The organism is Kribbella sp. NBC_00889, from assembly GCF_045207705.1.
In the GTDB taxonomy this organism is placed as follows: domain Bacteria; phylum Actinomycetota; class Actinomycetes; order Propionibacteriales; family Kribbellaceae; genus Kribbella.
The window spans coordinates 3,746,272-3,759,812 of the sequence record NZ_CP108783.1 but is presented as its reverse complement, the minus strand read 5'-3'; the positions used below and the strand labels follow the sequence as shown (position 1 = coordinate 3,759,812).

Sequence of the window (13,541 nt, the reverse complement as noted above, 5' to 3'; positions counted from 1 at the left end):
CGGCCGACCGGAAATGCCGCGATCGGAGGACCGCGGCCCGTCTAGGTTGGCTGCATGCACAGGAGCAGGGTGTCGACGTTCTTGATCGATGTGCACCAGGACGAGGTGCCCGGGGCGGTCGGTTTCTGGTCGCAGGCGCTCGGGGTGCGGACCTCGTCGCCGCCCGGGGAGCCGCAGTTCACGTCGTTGCACGACGGAGTGCCCGGGTATGTGCTGGCGATCCAGTCGATCGACGACGCGCCGCGGTACCACCTGGATATCGAGACCGACGACGTCGCCGCGGAGGTCGCGCGGCTGACCGGGTTGGGTGCCGTCGAGGTATCAAGCTGGCAGGGCTGTCACACGCTGCGGGCGCCCGGTGGGCATCTGCTCTGCGTGATCCCGATGCACAGCGAGCCGGAGTACTTCGCCGAACACTCGACCTCGTGGGGGAGCGAATGACAGTCGACGTCCGGGACCTCGTGCCCGCCTTCCTGGAGTTCTGGACCGACCCGAACAGACAGTGGGATGGGTACGCCGGGCAGCACCCGGAAGTGCTCAACGACTTCACCCGCACGGGACGCACCCTCGAGCCCGATCGCCTGGAGAAGGCCCTTGCGACCTACCCCGAACTAGAAGCACGCATCCGCGCCAACGCACCACACGCCACCCGTTGGATCGAGGAGGCGGCGGCACGCGTCGTACCCGTGCTGGAGGCGGAGCACGTCGACATCCACGGCGTCGCGATGGTCGGACTGGGTACGTCGAACGGCTGGGTCGACGGCGGCACGCTGTACCTGGCGGTCGAGATGATCCCGGACGAGCGATCGGCCGAGATCCTCGCGGCCCACGAGATCGCCCATGCGCTGCAGCTCCCACTGCCGGAGCATCCCTGGCCCGACGACGGACCGCTCGGCCAATCGATCTACAGCGAGGGCTTCGCCACCGCACTGACCGCGGAGCTTTTCCCGCAGTACGACCTCGCCGAGCATCTCTGGTTCGGACCCGGGTACGACGACTGGCTCGCCGACTGTGAGAGCCGGCGGCAGGAGGCTGAGGCGGCCATCCTGGCGGACCTCGACTCCGAGGACGACGCCATCAGCGGTCGCTACCTCACGATGAGCGGACAGGCCGGCTTCCCGAAGCGCATCGGGTACTTCGTCGGCACCCGCCTGATCCAGGCGTTGCGCCGCGACCACACCTGGCCGGAGCTGGCCCGCTGGTCGACCGACCGGGCGATGGACGAGGTTCGTGCGAGGCTGTCGGCATGAGCGACCTGGCGGGAACGTTCCAGTACGAGGCCGTGGCAGAGGCGTATCAGCATCGTCCGCCGTACCCGGACGAGGTGTTCGACCGGCTCGCAGCGCTGATCACCGACGAGCCGAGGACGGTGCTCGACATCGGCGCCGGCGAGGGAGCGATCGCGCGGCCGCTGGCGCCGAGGGTCGAGCGGGTCGACGCGATCGACATCTCTCCGGCGATGGTCGACGCGGGCCGCGACCGGCCGGGCGGTGATCACCCCAACCTGCGCTGGCAGGTGAGCGGCATCGAGACGGCCGAGCTGCACGGTCCGTACGCCCTGGTCACCGCGGGCGCCAGCATCCACTGGATGCCCTGGGAGGAGACGTTCGCCCGGATCGTCCCGCACCTGGCACCGAACGCGCAGCTCGTGATCATCGAGCACGGCCCGGTGGACATGCCGTGGTGGGACGACGTCGCGGTCACGACCAAGCGTCATTCGCGCAACCAGAACTACAACCCGGCGTACAGCGTGGTCGATGCCATCCAGGAGCGGGGACTGCTGGAGCCGACGGGCACGGTGCGGACCACGCCGATCACCTTCGAGCAGCGCGTTGCCGACTACATCGAGCAGTTCCACTCGACCTCGTCACTCGCTCGGGACCTGATGTCCGACGAGGAGGCTGTCGAGTTCGACACCGCGGTCGAGCATGCGGTCACGCCGTACGCGAAGGACGGCCTGCTGGAGTTGCAGGTGGTCGCCCAGCTGAGCTGGGGCCGTCCGCTCGCACCTTAGAGCGCGTCCGCCCGACCCTGGAGGTAGAGCTGCTCGGGGACGCTCTGCGTCAGCCGCGCCGCCTCCTGGTATGCATCCCGAGCGGCGTCGCGGTCGCCGGACAGCTCGAGCAGGTGCGCGCGTACGGCGGCCAGCCGGTGATGGTCCCGCAACGCCGGGTCGGCGTCGTCGAGCAGCGCGAGCCCGGCCGTGGGACCGTGCACCATGGCGACGGCGACGATCCGGTTCAGCGTGATCATCGGGCCGGGTGCCATCGTCTCGAGGAGTTCGAACAGCATCAGGATCTCGCGCCAGTCGGTGTCCTCGGCGCGCTTCGCCTCGTCGTGCACCGCTGCGATCGCCGCCTGCAGCTGATACGGCCCGACCGGTGCGGCGCGCAGGGTCGAGGCGATCAGCTCGGTACCTTCTGCGATCGCGCCGGCGTCCCACACCGAGCGGTCCTGCTCAGGCAACGGCACCAGCGCACCGTCGGCCGTCGTACGGGCCGGCCGGCGGGCATCCGTGAGCAGCATCAGCGCCAGCAGCCCGGCGACCTCGCCCTCGTCGGGCAACTGCTCGCGCAACTGCCGGGCCAGCCGGATCGCCTCCGTGCTGAGCTCGACCCGGTGCAGCGACGAGCCGGACGACGCGGTGTACCCCTCGTTGAAGATCAGATACAGCACCTGCAGTACGGCGGCCAGTCGCTCGGGCTGCTCGGCCGCCGGCGGCAGCGCGAACCGGGCACCCTGCAGCTTCGCCTTCGCCCGGCTGATCCGCTGCCCGATCGTTGCCTCCGGCACCAGAAAGGCCCGGGCGATCTCGCCGGTGGTGAGGCCGCCGACCGCCCGCAGAGTGAGCGCGATCTGCGACTGCGGCGTGAGCGCCGGGTGGCAGCACAGCATCAGCAGCGTCAGCGAGTCGTCGACCGACGGCGCCGGATCCGGCGGGGGAGCCTCCAACGCGACCGTCTCTTCGCGCCGCTGCCGAGCCGCCTCGCTACGCAATACCTCGATCCGCCGCCGCGACGCGACCGTGATCAGCCAGCTGCGCGGGTTGTCCGGTACGCCGTCGCCCGGCCACTGCTGCGACGCGGCCAGCAGGGCCTCCTGGACCGCGTCCTCGCACGCGTCGAAGTCGCCGTACCGGCGGACCAGCGCGCTCAGGACCTGAGGTGCTTGCTCGCGCAGCAGCTCCTCGATCGGCATCAGGTGTACGCCGACAGATCGCGGACCGGTCGTACCTCGACGATGCTGAACGGCGCCTCCGGGATCTGCCCGACGATCTCCACGGCACGGTCCATGGAGTCGCAGTCGAGCAGGTAGAACCCGGCCAACTGCTCCTTGACCTCGGCGAACGGGCCGTCGGTGGTCATCGGGAGACCGTCGCGGATGAGCACCTGCTTGGTGGCGGCGGGGTCGTCCAGCGACTCCGACGCGACCAGCTCTCCGCGGGCCGCGAGCGCCTCGTGCAGGGCGGCGTACCCGGCCATCCCTTCCTTCTTCTGCTCGTCGCTCAGCGCGTCCCAGACCTTGCGCGACTCCGGATTGCCGTAGATCAGCACCAGGAACTTCATCGCCACCCCTCCCGTTCACCAAGCTAAGCCCCCATCCGTGGGTCCTGGCGCGCTGCGCGGATCCACGGATCGAGGCTAAGCATCACCCTTGCGTATCGATCGGGTCACTGGTTTGCAGCGGGCATAGCGGGATCCGTGGCGACGCGTTCTGGTATTCGGGGGGAATGCCCGGGCCTGCCCCGGGATGGCCGGGCGTAAACCTGTCCGGCCGCCCAAGTACAGTTACGACCGGTATCCAGGGTGAGAGGGAGGGGTCGCGTGCCGGATGTGGAAGTGTCCGATCGGGTACTCACGATCCCGAACGCGCTCAGCTTCCTCCGGTTGCTGGGAGTGCCGCTGTTCCTGTGGCTGATCCTCGGGCCGCAGGAGGACGGCTGGGCGCTGCTGGTGCTGGCCGTGTCCGGGTTCACCGACTGGGCCGACGGCCAGATCGCCCGGCGGATGAACCAGACGACCCGGCTCGGGCAGATGCTCGACCCGGTCGCGGACCGGCTCTACATCTTCGCCACCGTGATCGGCCTGGCGCTGCGCGACATCATCCCGTGGTGGCTGGCGATCGCGCTGCCGCTGCGGGACCTGCTGCTCACCTTCACCCTGCCGGCGCTGCACCGCCGCGGCTTCAACGCGCTGCCGGTGCACTTCCTCGGCAAGTCGGCCACGTTCTGCCTGCTGTACGCGTTCCCGCTGCTCCTGCTCGGTGACGGCGACAGCACCCTCAACCTGCTCGCCAGGGTGTTCGGCTGGGCGTTCGCGATCTGGGGGACCGGGCTGTACTACTGGGCCGGTGTCCTGTACTTCGCCCAGCTCCGCCACCTCGTCCAGACGGTGAAACCGATCAACGACCCGGCCGGGTAGAGCCGTGACCCAGTCAGCGCCACCGAAAGAGGGCCCACCCAAGCCGCGGCGCGTCGACGCGTCGATGTCGCTGCTGAACAACCTCATGGCCCACCCGCTCGACGAGGGGTACGCCGTGGCGGCCCGGACCCGCCCGAAACAGGACGGCCGCCCGGCGAAGACCCGGCACCGCGTGATGCTGGTGGTGGCTCTGCTCGTCCTCGGGTTCCTCCTCGCGGTCGCGGCCTCGCAGAACTACCGCAGCGCGCCCGAGGCGGAGAAGCAGCGCAGAGAGCTGATCACCCGGATCAACCAGGCCGACACCCAGCTGAACGGCCTGCGCACCCGGCAGTCGCAGCTGGCCGACGAGGTACGCCGGTTGCAGGCGAGTGGACTGAGCAACACGAGCTCGGGCGCGGTGCTGCAGCAGCAGCTGGACGCCGTCGAGCTGCAGACCGGCGCGATCGCGGCCACCGGGCCGGGGATCAAGGCGGTCATCGACGACGCGAAGGACGCCGACAAAGAGGGCCGGCTGCTCGACGTCGACCTGCAGCAGCTGGTCAACGGGCTGTGGACCGCGGGCGCGGAGGCGATCTCGGTGAATGGTCACCGGCTGACCTCGATGACCGCGATCCGCGGCGCCGGGAGTGCGATCACGGTCGACTACAGCTCGCTCACCCCGCCGTACACGGTGCTCGCGATCGGTGACACCACGACCATGCCGGCCCGGTTCTCGCAGAGCTCGGGCGGCCAGTGGGTGCAGTACCTGGTCAGCAACTTCGATGTCCGGATGACGATCACGACGGAGGACTCCTTGCTGGTGCCGGCCGATGCGACCATCGCGCTGCGATACGCGAAGGTGGGTGGACCGAGATGATCGCCGTACTCGGACTGGTGATCGGTGTCGTGATCGGCCTGCTGGTCGCGCCCGATGTCCCGGAGTGGGCCCAGCCCTACCTGCCGATCGCGGTGGTGGCCGCGCTCGACGCCGTGTTCGGGGCGCTGCGCGCGTTCCTGGACGGGATCTTCGACGACAAGGTGTTCGTCGTGTCGTTCGTGTCCAACGTGCTGATCGCGGCGCTGATCGTCTACCTCGGCGACCAGCTCGGCGTCGGCTCCCAGCTGTCCACCGGCGTGGTCGTCGTCCTGGGCATCCGCATCTTCACCAACATGGCCGCGATCCGGCGGCACATCTTCCGGGCCTGACATGAGCGACGACACCCCCGAGACCAACAAGCCGGACCCGGTCGAGCAGCCGCATCCGGACGAGCCGACCCCGATGCCGCAGGCCAAGCCCAAGCCCCGGACGCCGAACCTGGCACTGCGCCGGCTGCGGACCGGGTTCAAGCCGTCCCGCGGCCAGGCGATCGTCGCCGTCGTACTGGCGCTGGTCGCCTGCGTGGCCGTCGTCCAGGTCCGGGTCAACCGCGCCGACGACGGGTACCAGAACGCGCGCCGTGAGGACCTGATCGCGATCCTGGACGGCCTGGGGCAGAACACCCGCCGGCTGGAGAGCGAGATCGCCGAGCTGGAAGAGCGGAAGAATTCGCTGTCCTCGAGTGCGGACAAGGCCCAGACCGCCCGCGAGCAGGCCGAGGCCCAGGTCCGCACGCTCGGCATCCTGGCCGGCACACTGCCCGCCCAGGGCCCGGGAGTCCGCATCACGCTGAACGACCCCGAGGCCAAGATGACGTCGAGCAACCTGCTGGACGCGATCGAGGAACTGCGCGACGCCGGCGCCGAGGCGATCCAGATCAACGGCGCCGCCCGGGTGGTCGCGAGTACGGACTTCGTCGACGACGCCCCGGGGATCCGGATCGACGGCCAGAAGCTGAACTCGCCGTACGTGATCGAGGCGATCGGGGAGTCGCACAATCTGGCCGAGGCGGCCAACTTCCCCGGCGGCCTGGTCAGTGAGGTGACCGGTCCGCAGGTCGGCGGAACAGCCGAGGTGACCGAGGTTCCGCAGGTCCAGATCACCGCCTTGCACGCCGCGGAGGAGCATCGCTACGCTCGCCCGGCGCCCAGCCCGACCAAGTAGCTGTTCGAGCGAAAGAGGAACGAAGGTGTATCCCGAAGACCTGAAGTACACGGCCGAGCACGAATGGGTGAAGGCCGGCGGCGACGCCCCGGTGCGGGTCGGCATCACCGACTTCGCGCAGGACGCGCTTGGTGACATCGTCTACGTCCAGCTGCCCGAGGTGGGCAGCGCCGTACGGGCCGGTGACGCCTGTGGCGAGCTGGAGTCGACCAAGAGCGTGAGCGACTTGTTCGCCCCGGTGAACGGCACGGTGACCGCGGTCAACGAGTCGCTCGCCGACCAGCCGGACCTCGTCAACAGCGACCCGTACGGCGAGGGCTGGCTCCTCGACATCGACGTCGAGGACACCGCCGAGGTCGAGGCGCTGATGGACGCCGAGACCTACCTGGGTCAGCTCGACCGGAGTTGACAGGAGCCGGCTTGCCGGCTCCTGATAGGTTGGCCGGACCTCAACCGCTGGTCGAGGGTTGAGGTCCGCGAATCTGCGTCCACACTTGTTCACACGGGGTCTACGAAAACGTCGCCGGACCGTCGGCGATCGGGAGGATCACAGCATGCCGTTCTGCAACCAGTGCGGGCACGAGAACTCCGAGGGCAGCCGGTTCTGTTCGCAGTGCGGAGCGATGCTTCCTGGCGCGGATCGCCCGGCGGCAGCCCCGGCGACGCCGCCGACCCCCGGTGTCACCGACACAGCGATGCTGACCCCGATCGGCGCCGAGCCGGAGCCCGAGCGGGCCGGCGAGCCGCTGTCGCTGGAGGACGAGGCGGCGGTCGGCGCACTGCCGGCCGGCTCTGCCCTGCTGATCGTCCAGCGCGGTCCGAACGCCGGCAGCCGGTTCCTGCTCGACGTCGACGTGGTCACCGCCGGCCGGCACCCGGACAGCGACATCTTCCTCGACGACGTGACCGTGTCCCGCCGGCACGCGGAGTTCCGCCGGGACCCGTACGGCGTCAAGGTGCGCGACGTGGGCAGCCTGAACGGGACCTACGTGAACCGTGACCGGATCGACGAGGTCCTGCTGACCAACGGCGACGAGGTCCAGATCGGCAAGTACCGCTTGGTGTACTACGCCAGTGGCCAAGCCTGAATCGTCCGCCGAAGGCCGCGGCATCGGGGAGGTGCTGCAGCTCCTGCGGGCCGAGTTCACCGACGTCACCATCTCGAAGATCCGGTTCCTCGAGGCCGAGGGCCTGGTGACGCCGGCCCGGACCGCCTCGGGCTACCGGAAGTTCAGCTCGGCCGATGTCGAGCGGCTGCGCTATGTGCTGACCGCGCAACGCGACCAGTACCTGCCACTGAAGGTGATCAAGGAACATCTCGGCGCGATCGACCGCGGCCTGCGCCCGGCGGCCGGTGGTCCTCCGGTCGCGCCGGGTTCGTTGCCGGAGACGCCCGGTCTGCCGGTCGCGGAAGATTTCGGTGCCGCGGGCATCGAGCTCAAGCTGACCCGGGACGAGTTGCGAGCCGCCGCGGGCATTTCCGCCGAGTTGCTCGACCAGGTCGAGAGCCACGGGCTGGTGGTGGCCCGCGGCAACCACTACGACGGCGACGCGATCCTGGTCGCCAAGCTGGCCGGTGAACTGGCCGGCTACGGGATCGAGCCACGGCACCTGCGCCTGTTCCGTACGGCGGCCGACCGCGAGGCCGGCCTGATCGAGCAGGTCACCGGGCCACGCCGTACCGAACAGACCGGCGAGCTCGCGGCGCTGGCGGTCCGGTTGCATGCTGCCCTGGTCCGCTCCCGCCTACCACACTGAGCCCACCGGCCACGGCACCCGCCGGGGACTGCCCGGGGCTGCCCCGCGGAGTAGGCTGAAGGTGTGCGCGAAGTCGACGTGGTCGGAGTCCGGGTTGAGATGCCCTCGAGTCAGCCGATTGTGCTGCTCCGGGAGGTCGGCGGAGAGCGGTACCTGCCGATCTGGATCGGCGCGGCCGAGGCCAGCGCGATCGCCTTCGCCCAGCAGGGCATGGAGCCGCCGCGGCCGTTGACGCACGATCTGTTCGCCGAGACCCTGCGAGTGCTCGGGCACACGCTCAGTCAGGTCCGGATCGTGAATCTGACCGACGGCGTGTTCGAGGCGATCCTGGTGTTCGACGACAAGACCGAGATCTCGGCCCGGCCGTCGGACTCGATCGCGCTGGCGCTGCGCACCGGGACACCGGTGTTCTGCACCGAGGAGATTCTGGCCGAGGCGGGTATCCCGGTTCCGGACAGTGAGACGAACAACACCGACGAGGTGGAGGAAGAAGAGGAGGTCGAGCGGTTCCGTGAGTTCCTCGACCAGGTGACTCCGGAGGACTTCGACAAGAGCTGAGGACCGGGCTGGTTTTGACCCGCGTGGTACAAGACCAGGTAGGTAACGATTCGAGCGGCAACCGCGACACGCTCACGGCTCGGTGCGGTTGTCGTTGACCCTCCCTGGTCGGCGGCTTACCTTGAAGGAGTTGTGGGGTGTTGTCACTCCACGGAAGTGACCCGTTCCAGTCGGTACCCAGGGAGGCTCAGGCGTGACACGCACCGGCGACACGGATCTGACGGCGCAGTCGACGTCCGAAGCACGCGCCGAGGCGGTCGCTGCCGCCGGCGTCCAGGGCCTGCTCTTCGACGACGACCTGCGGCCGATGCCGGAGGATGTCGGGTTCCGCGGACCGACGGCGTGCCATGCGGCCGGGATCACCTACCGTCAGCTCGACTACTGGGCCCGCACCGGCCTGGTCTCCCCGTCCGTGCGCCCGGCGACCGGTTCCGGGACTCAGCGGTTGTACGGTTTCCGTGATGTCCTGTTGCTGAAGGTGATCAAGCGGCTGCTGGACGCCGGGATCTCGCTGCAGCAGATCCGGACCGCGATCGCCCACCTGAGCAAGCGCGGCATCGACGACCTGACCCAGATCACGCTGATGAGCGACGGCGCCTCGGTCTACATGTGCACCTCGCCGGACGAGGTGATCGATCTGCTGGCCGGCGGCCAGGGGGTGTTCGGCATCGCCCTCGGCGGTGTCTGGCGCGAGGTCGAGGGCTCGCTGTCCGAGCTGCCCACCGAGCGGGCCGACGGTCATGAGGACGGCGATCAGCACGCGAATGATGAACTCGCGGCTCGCCGCCGCGCCCGCATGACCGGCTGAGACCTTCCTTCATCCTGTGCGCCCACTCACCGCCGATTCGCTGCGCGGTGTGTGGGCCACTTTGTTGTTGCCCCTCAACGCCGACGACTCCATCGACTTCGCGCGTCTGCAGGCTCAAGTAGATGTGCTGGGCGCCAGTCAGTTGGACGGCTTGTATGCGCACGGCACGGCGGGCGAGTTCCAAACGCTGACCGAGGACGAGTTCGACCGGATCAACGAGGTGCTCGCGGGAGCGGGCAAGCCGTTCCAGCTCGGCGCGAGCCACCCGTCCGCCCAGCTGCAGTTGGATCGCGTACGTCGAGCCGCGGCGCTGGCACCTGGTGCGATCCAGGTGATCCTGCCCGACTGGCTGCCCTTGAACGACCGGGAGGCGCTCGACTTCCTCCGGCGCGTCGCGGACACCGCCGGTGACGTGCCGCTCGTCCTCTACAACCCACCGCATGCGAAGACCCCGGTGCGTCCAGAACTGCTGACGTCGCTGGCCGCCGCCGTGCCGAGTCTGATCGGTCTGAAGACCGCCGGTGGGGACAAGGCATGGTTCGAGCAGGCGCTGAAGTCCGGCCTGTCCATCTTCGTGCCAGGGCACTTCCTCGCGAGCATGTCGTTACTCGGTGCGCATGGCAGCTACTCGAACGTCGCGGCGCTCTCGCCCAACGGCTCGGTGGAGCACGCCCGCGATGTGGACGTCGAACGCCGGATCGGCGAGTTCTTCGGGCAGCACGTCGTACCGCTGCAGAAGGCGGGGTTGTCGAACCCGGCACTGGACAAGTTCCTGGCCGCGGTGGGGGACTGGGCGGACGTCGGTACGCGGGTTCGGTGGCCGATGGTGTCGGCGACCCGGGGGCAGGTCGAGGCCGCTCGTCCGGACGCACGGCGGCTGCTGCCCGAACTCTTCGCGGATTCCTGGTAGCCTCGGGGCAGCCGTTCACAGCACTCGGGAGAGACCCGTGCGATCGGGCGCCGAAGGGGCAATTCCTCCCCGGAACCTCTCAGGCCCATGGACCGAGTGTCACAGGCGACTCTGGAGCGTGCATTGCTCGGCGTGACAGAGGGGGAGGCGACCGGAAGCACTGTCAGCAACGGAGCCTCTTGATGAACAACTCACCCCAGATCTCTGCGGCGTTCGCCGACCGGCACATCGGACCACGGCCGGACGAGGTCGCCCGGATGGTGCAGCTGCTCGGGTACGACGACGTCGACGCGCTCGTGGACGCCGCCGTACCGGAGTCGATCCGGTCCACCGAGGCGCTCCGGCTGCCCGAACCGGCCTCCGAGGTCGACGCGCTGACCGAGCTCCGCCAGCTCGCCGCCCGCAACACCGTGGCCACCTCGATGATCGGCCAGGGGTACTACGGCACCTTCACCCCGTCGGTGATCGTCCGCCGACTGGTCGAGAACCCGGCCTGGTACACCGCGTACACGCCGTACCAGCCGGAGATCTCCCAGGGCCGGCTCGAGGCGCTGCTGAACTTCCAGACCGTCGTGTCCGACCTGACCGGCCTGCCGACCGCGAACGCGTCGCTGCTGGACGAGGGGACCGCGGCCGCCGAGGCGATGACGCTGGCACACCGGTCGAACAAGAAGAGCAAGTCCGACCGCTTCCTGGTCGACGCCGACTGCTTCGACCAGACCATCGCCGTCGTGCGGACCCGCGCCGAGGCGCTCGGTATCGAGGTGGTCGTCGCGGACACCACCGACGGTCTGCCGGACGGCGAATTCTTCGGTTTCCTGGTGCAGTATCCGGGTGCCGGCGGTGTGGTCCGCGACCTGAAGCCGCTGATCTCCGCCGCGCACGAGCGCGAGACCCTGGTCGCGGTCGCCTCGGACCTGCTCGCGCTGACGTTGCTGGAGGCACCGGGTGAAGCCGGCGCCGACATCGTGATCGGCTCGTCCCAGCGCTTCGGCGTACCGCTGTTCTACGGCGGCCCGCACGCTGGCTTCATGTCCGTCCGGGCCGGTCTCGAGCGGTCGTTGCCCGGTCGCTTGGTCGGTGTCTCCGTGGACGCTGACGGCGCACCGGCGTACCGGCTGGCGCTGCAGACCCGCGAACAGCACATCCGCCGCGAGAAGGCGACCTCCAACATCTGTACGGCGCAGGTCCTGCTCGCCGTGGTCGCGTCGATGTACGCCGTCTACCACGGGCCGGACGGCCTGAAGGCGATCGCCGACCGTGTCCACGAGTACGCGGGCAGGCTGGCCGCGTCGCTGCGCGCCGGTGGTGTGGAGGTTGTCCACGGCGCCTTCTTCGACACCGTGCTCGCGCGCGTCCCCGGTCGGGCCGCCGATGTCGTCGACGCCGCCCGGCAGAACGGGATCTGGCTACGCCTCGTCGACGCGGACCACGTCGGCATCTCCTGCGACGAGAAGACCGATGTCGCCGCGCTGACCCGGGTCTGCGTGTCCTTCGGCGTCCGGTACGACGGTTCCGTCGAGGCGGCGGGTCTGCCCGAGGCGGTTCGCCGTACGACGGAGTACCTGACGCACCCGGTGTTCAACACGCACCGGTCCGAGACGGCGATGCTGCGGTACATGCGCAAGCTGTCCGACTACGACTACGCGCTCGACCGCGGCATGATCCCGCTCGGCTCGTGCACGATGAAGCTGAACGCGACCACCGAGATGGAGCCGGTCACCTGGCCGGAGTTCGCCGATCTGCACCCGTTCGCGCCGATCGAGGACGCGGCCGGGTACGTGAAGCTGATCGGCCAGTTGGAGCGCTGGCTGGCCGAGGTCACCGGCTACGCGAAGGTCTCGATCCAGCCGAACGCGGGCTCCCAGGGTGAGCTGGCCGGTCTGCTCGCGATCCGCGGGTACCACCGGGCGCAGGGCGATCAGGACCGCAACGTCTGCCTGATCCCGGCCAGTGCGCACGGCACCAACGCCGCCTCCGCGGTGATGGCCGGCATGAAGGTGGTCGTTGTCAAGGGCAACGCCGACGGCACGATCGACTTGTCCGACCTGCGGGCGAAGGCGTCGGAGCATGCGTCGAAGCTTGCGGCCATCATGATCACGTACCCCTCGACACACGGGGTCTACGAGGAGAGCGTTCGCGAGGTCTGCCAGATCGTCCACGACCACGGCGGCCAGGTGTACGTCGACGGCGCGAACCTGAACGCGCTCCTCGGCCTGGCGAAGCCCGGTGAGTTCGGCGGCGACGTCAGCCACCTGAACCTGCACAAGACGTTCTGCATCCCGCACGGCGGTGGTGGTCCGGGCGTCGGCCCGGTGGCCGTGGCCGCGCACCTGGCGCCGTACCTGCCGAACCACCCGCTGCTGCACGAGGCCGGGCCGGAGTCCGGTGTCGGCCCGATCAGCGCGGCGCCGTTCGGTTCGGCCGGCGTACTGGCGATTTCGTGGGCCTACATCCGGATGATGGGTGCCGAGGGTCTGACCGCCGCGACCAAGGCCGCCGTACTGACGGCGAACTACGTGGCGAAGCGGCTCGAGGGTGCCTTCCCGGTGCTGTACACCGGCGAGAACGGCCTGGTCGCGCACGAGTGCATCCTGGATCTGCGGCCGATGACCAAGGAGACCGGGATCAGCGTCGACGACGTCGCGAAGCGGCTGATCGACTACGGCTTCCACGCACCGACCATGTCGTTCCCGGTCGCGGGCACGTTGATGGTGGAGCCCACCGAGTCCGAGGACCTCGGCGAACTCGACCGGTTCTGCGACGCGATGATCGCGATCCGGCACGAGATCGACCGCGTCGCGGCGGGGGAGTGGCCGGCCGGTGACAACCCGCTGGTGAACTCGCCGCACACCGCCGAGTCGGTGATCAACGACAAGTGGGACCACGCCTACACCCGCGAGGAGGCGGCGTTCCCGCGCTCGGTCGACCGCACCTCGAAGTACTGGCCGCCGGTCCGACGCATCGACGGCGCCTACGGCGACCGCAACCTCATCTGCTCCTGCCCCGCCCCGGAGGCCTTTGAGTAAATGACGGCCGGGGCTAGACCTGAATCCGTGGACACCA

The 13,541-nt window shown here is 69.2% G+C and carries 16 protein-coding genes and 1 riboswitch; of the genes, 14 read left to right on the top strand and 2 right to left on the bottom strand.

The window, feature by feature from the left end; all coding sequences use genetic code 11:
- Positions 1-54 precede the first annotated feature (54 nt).
- The 3 genes from OG817_RS18330 to OG817_RS18320 are packed head-to-tail and all read left to right on the top strand — an operon-like array spanning position 55 to position 2,014.
- Complete coding sequence (locus OG817_RS18330) at positions 55-441, top strand: VOC family protein (protein ID WP_406056191.1); 387 nt, start codon at positions 55-57, stop codon at positions 439-441.
- Entirely contained in the window at positions 438-1,250 is an 813-nt protein-coding gene (locus OG817_RS18325; protein ID WP_406056189.1) for a hypothetical protein, read from the top strand. The genes OG817_RS18330 and OG817_RS18325 overlap by 4 nt, the downstream gene beginning before the upstream one ends.
- Entirely contained in the window at positions 1,247-2,014 is a 768-nt protein-coding gene (locus tag OG817_RS18320; RefSeq protein WP_406056187.1) for a class I SAM-dependent methyltransferase, read from the top strand. The genes OG817_RS18325 and OG817_RS18320 overlap by 4 nt, the downstream gene beginning before the upstream one ends.
- Here OG817_RS18320 and OG817_RS18315 read toward each other — a convergent pair.
- Positions 2,011-3,198, bottom strand: coding sequence for an RNA polymerase sigma factor (locus OG817_RS18315; protein ID WP_406056185.1), 1,188 nt, complete (start codon positions 3,196-3,198; stop codon positions 2,011-2,013). The genes OG817_RS18320 and OG817_RS18315 overlap by 4 nt on opposite strands.
- Entirely contained in the window at positions 3,198-3,566 is a 369-nt protein-coding gene (locus tag OG817_RS18310; RefSeq protein ID WP_360439857.1) for a YciI family protein, read from the bottom strand. The genes OG817_RS18315 and OG817_RS18310 overlap by 1 nt, the downstream gene beginning before the upstream one ends.
- Before the next feature lie 258 nt (positions 3,567-3,824).
- Here OG817_RS18310 and OG817_RS18305 point away from each other — a divergent pair, with 258 nt between their 5' ends.
- The 11 genes from OG817_RS18305 (at position 3,825) to gcvP (ending at position 13,504) form a co-directional block, all read left to right on the top strand.
- Complete coding sequence (locus OG817_RS18305) at positions 3,825-4,421, top strand: CDP-alcohol phosphatidyltransferase family protein (protein WP_396389815.1); 597 nt, start codon at positions 3,825-3,827, stop codon at positions 4,419-4,421.
- 4 nt (positions 4,422-4,425) lie between these two features.
- Positions 4,426-5,277 carry a DUF881 domain-containing protein gene (locus tag OG817_RS18300; RefSeq protein WP_406056182.1) on the top strand — a complete coding sequence of 284 codons (852 nt, stop codon included), beginning with the start codon at positions 4,426-4,428 and terminating at the stop codon, positions 5,275-5,277.
- On the top strand, positions 5,274-5,606 hold the full coding sequence (locus OG817_RS18295) for a small basic family protein (RefSeq protein ID WP_131352136.1): 333 nt from the start codon (positions 5,274-5,276) through the stop codon (positions 5,604-5,606). The genes OG817_RS18300 and OG817_RS18295 overlap by 4 nt, the downstream gene beginning before the upstream one ends.
- 1 nt (position 5,607) lies before the next feature.
- Positions 5,608-6,441 (top strand): DUF881 domain-containing protein, encoded by an 834-nt coding sequence (locus OG817_RS18290; protein WP_396389817.1) that lies wholly within the window; start codon positions 5,608-5,610, stop codon positions 6,439-6,441.
- Between the two features lie 25 nt (positions 6,442-6,466).
- Positions 6,467-6,850 (top strand): glycine cleavage system protein GcvH, encoded by a 384-nt coding sequence (gene gcvH, locus OG817_RS18285; protein WP_396389819.1) that lies wholly within the window; start codon positions 6,467-6,469, stop codon positions 6,848-6,850.
- A gap of 145 nt (positions 6,851-6,995) precedes the next feature.
- Positions 6,996-7,529, top strand: coding sequence for an FHA domain-containing protein (locus OG817_RS18280; RefSeq protein ID WP_396389820.1), 534 nt, complete (start codon positions 6,996-6,998; stop codon positions 7,527-7,529).
- A complete protein-coding gene (locus tag OG817_RS18275) occupies positions 7,516-8,199 on the top strand; it encodes a MerR family transcriptional regulator (protein ID WP_406056179.1) in 684 nt (227 codons plus the stop codon). Before OG817_RS18280 ends, OG817_RS18275 begins: the two co-directional genes overlap by 14 nt.
- 63 nt (positions 8,200-8,262) lie before the next feature.
- A complete protein-coding gene (locus OG817_RS18270; protein WP_396389822.1) occupies positions 8,263-8,757 on the top strand; it encodes a bifunctional nuclease family protein in 495 nt (164 codons plus the stop codon).
- 193 nt (positions 8,758-8,950) lie between these two features.
- The gene (locus tag OG817_RS18265; protein ID WP_396389823.1) at positions 8,951-9,565 is read left to right on the top strand and encodes a MerR family transcriptional regulator; all 615 of its coding nucleotides are present in this window, start codon (positions 8,951-8,953) and stop codon (positions 9,563-9,565) included.
- A 16-nt stretch (positions 9,566-9,581) separates the two neighbouring features.
- Complete coding sequence (locus OG817_RS18260) at positions 9,582-10,475, top strand: dihydrodipicolinate synthase family protein (protein WP_406056177.1); 894 nt, start codon at positions 9,582-9,584, stop codon at positions 10,473-10,475.
- 15 nt (positions 10,476-10,490) lie between these two features.
- Positions 10,491-10,580: riboswitch (glycine riboswitch) on the top strand.
- Positions 10,581-10,657: 77 nt separating this feature from the next.
- Positions 10,658-13,504, top strand: coding sequence for an aminomethyl-transferring glycine dehydrogenase (gene gcvP, locus OG817_RS18255; protein ID WP_406056175.1), 2,847 nt, complete (start codon positions 10,658-10,660; stop codon positions 13,502-13,504).
- The last annotated feature ends 37 nt before the right edge of the window (positions 13,505-13,541 follow it).

Coding starts and splice junctions, on each gene's coding strand:
- gcvP (WP_406056175.1), top strand. CDS start 10,658: ATGAACAACTCACCCCAGATCTCTGCGGCGTTCGCCGACCGGCACATC.
- OG817_RS18310 (WP_360439857.1), bottom strand. CDS start 3,566: ATGAAGTTCCTGGTGCTGATCTACGGCAATCCGGAGTCGCGCAAGGTC.
- OG817_RS18320 (WP_406056187.1), top strand. CDS start 1,247: ATGAGCGACCTGGCGGGAACGTTCCAGTACGAGGCCGTGGCAGAGGCG.
- OG817_RS18280 (WP_396389820.1), top strand. CDS start 6,996: ATGCCGTTCTGCAACCAGTGCGGGCACGAGAACTCCGAGGGCAGCCGG.
- OG817_RS18315 (WP_406056185.1), bottom strand. CDS start 3,198: ATGCCGATCGAGGAGCTGCTGCGCGAGCAAGCACCTCAGGTCCTGAGC.
- OG817_RS18290 (WP_396389817.1), top strand. CDS start 5,608: ATGAGCGACGACACCCCCGAGACCAACAAGCCGGACCCGGTCGAGCAG.
- OG817_RS18325 (WP_406056189.1), top strand. CDS start 438: ATGACAGTCGACGTCCGGGACCTCGTGCCCGCCTTCCTGGAGTTCTGG.
- OG817_RS18295 (WP_131352136.1), top strand. CDS start 5,274: ATGATCGCCGTACTCGGACTGGTGATCGGTGTCGTGATCGGCCTGCTG.
- OG817_RS18330 (WP_406056191.1), top strand. CDS start 55: ATGCACAGGAGCAGGGTGTCGACGTTCTTGATCGATGTGCACCAGGAC.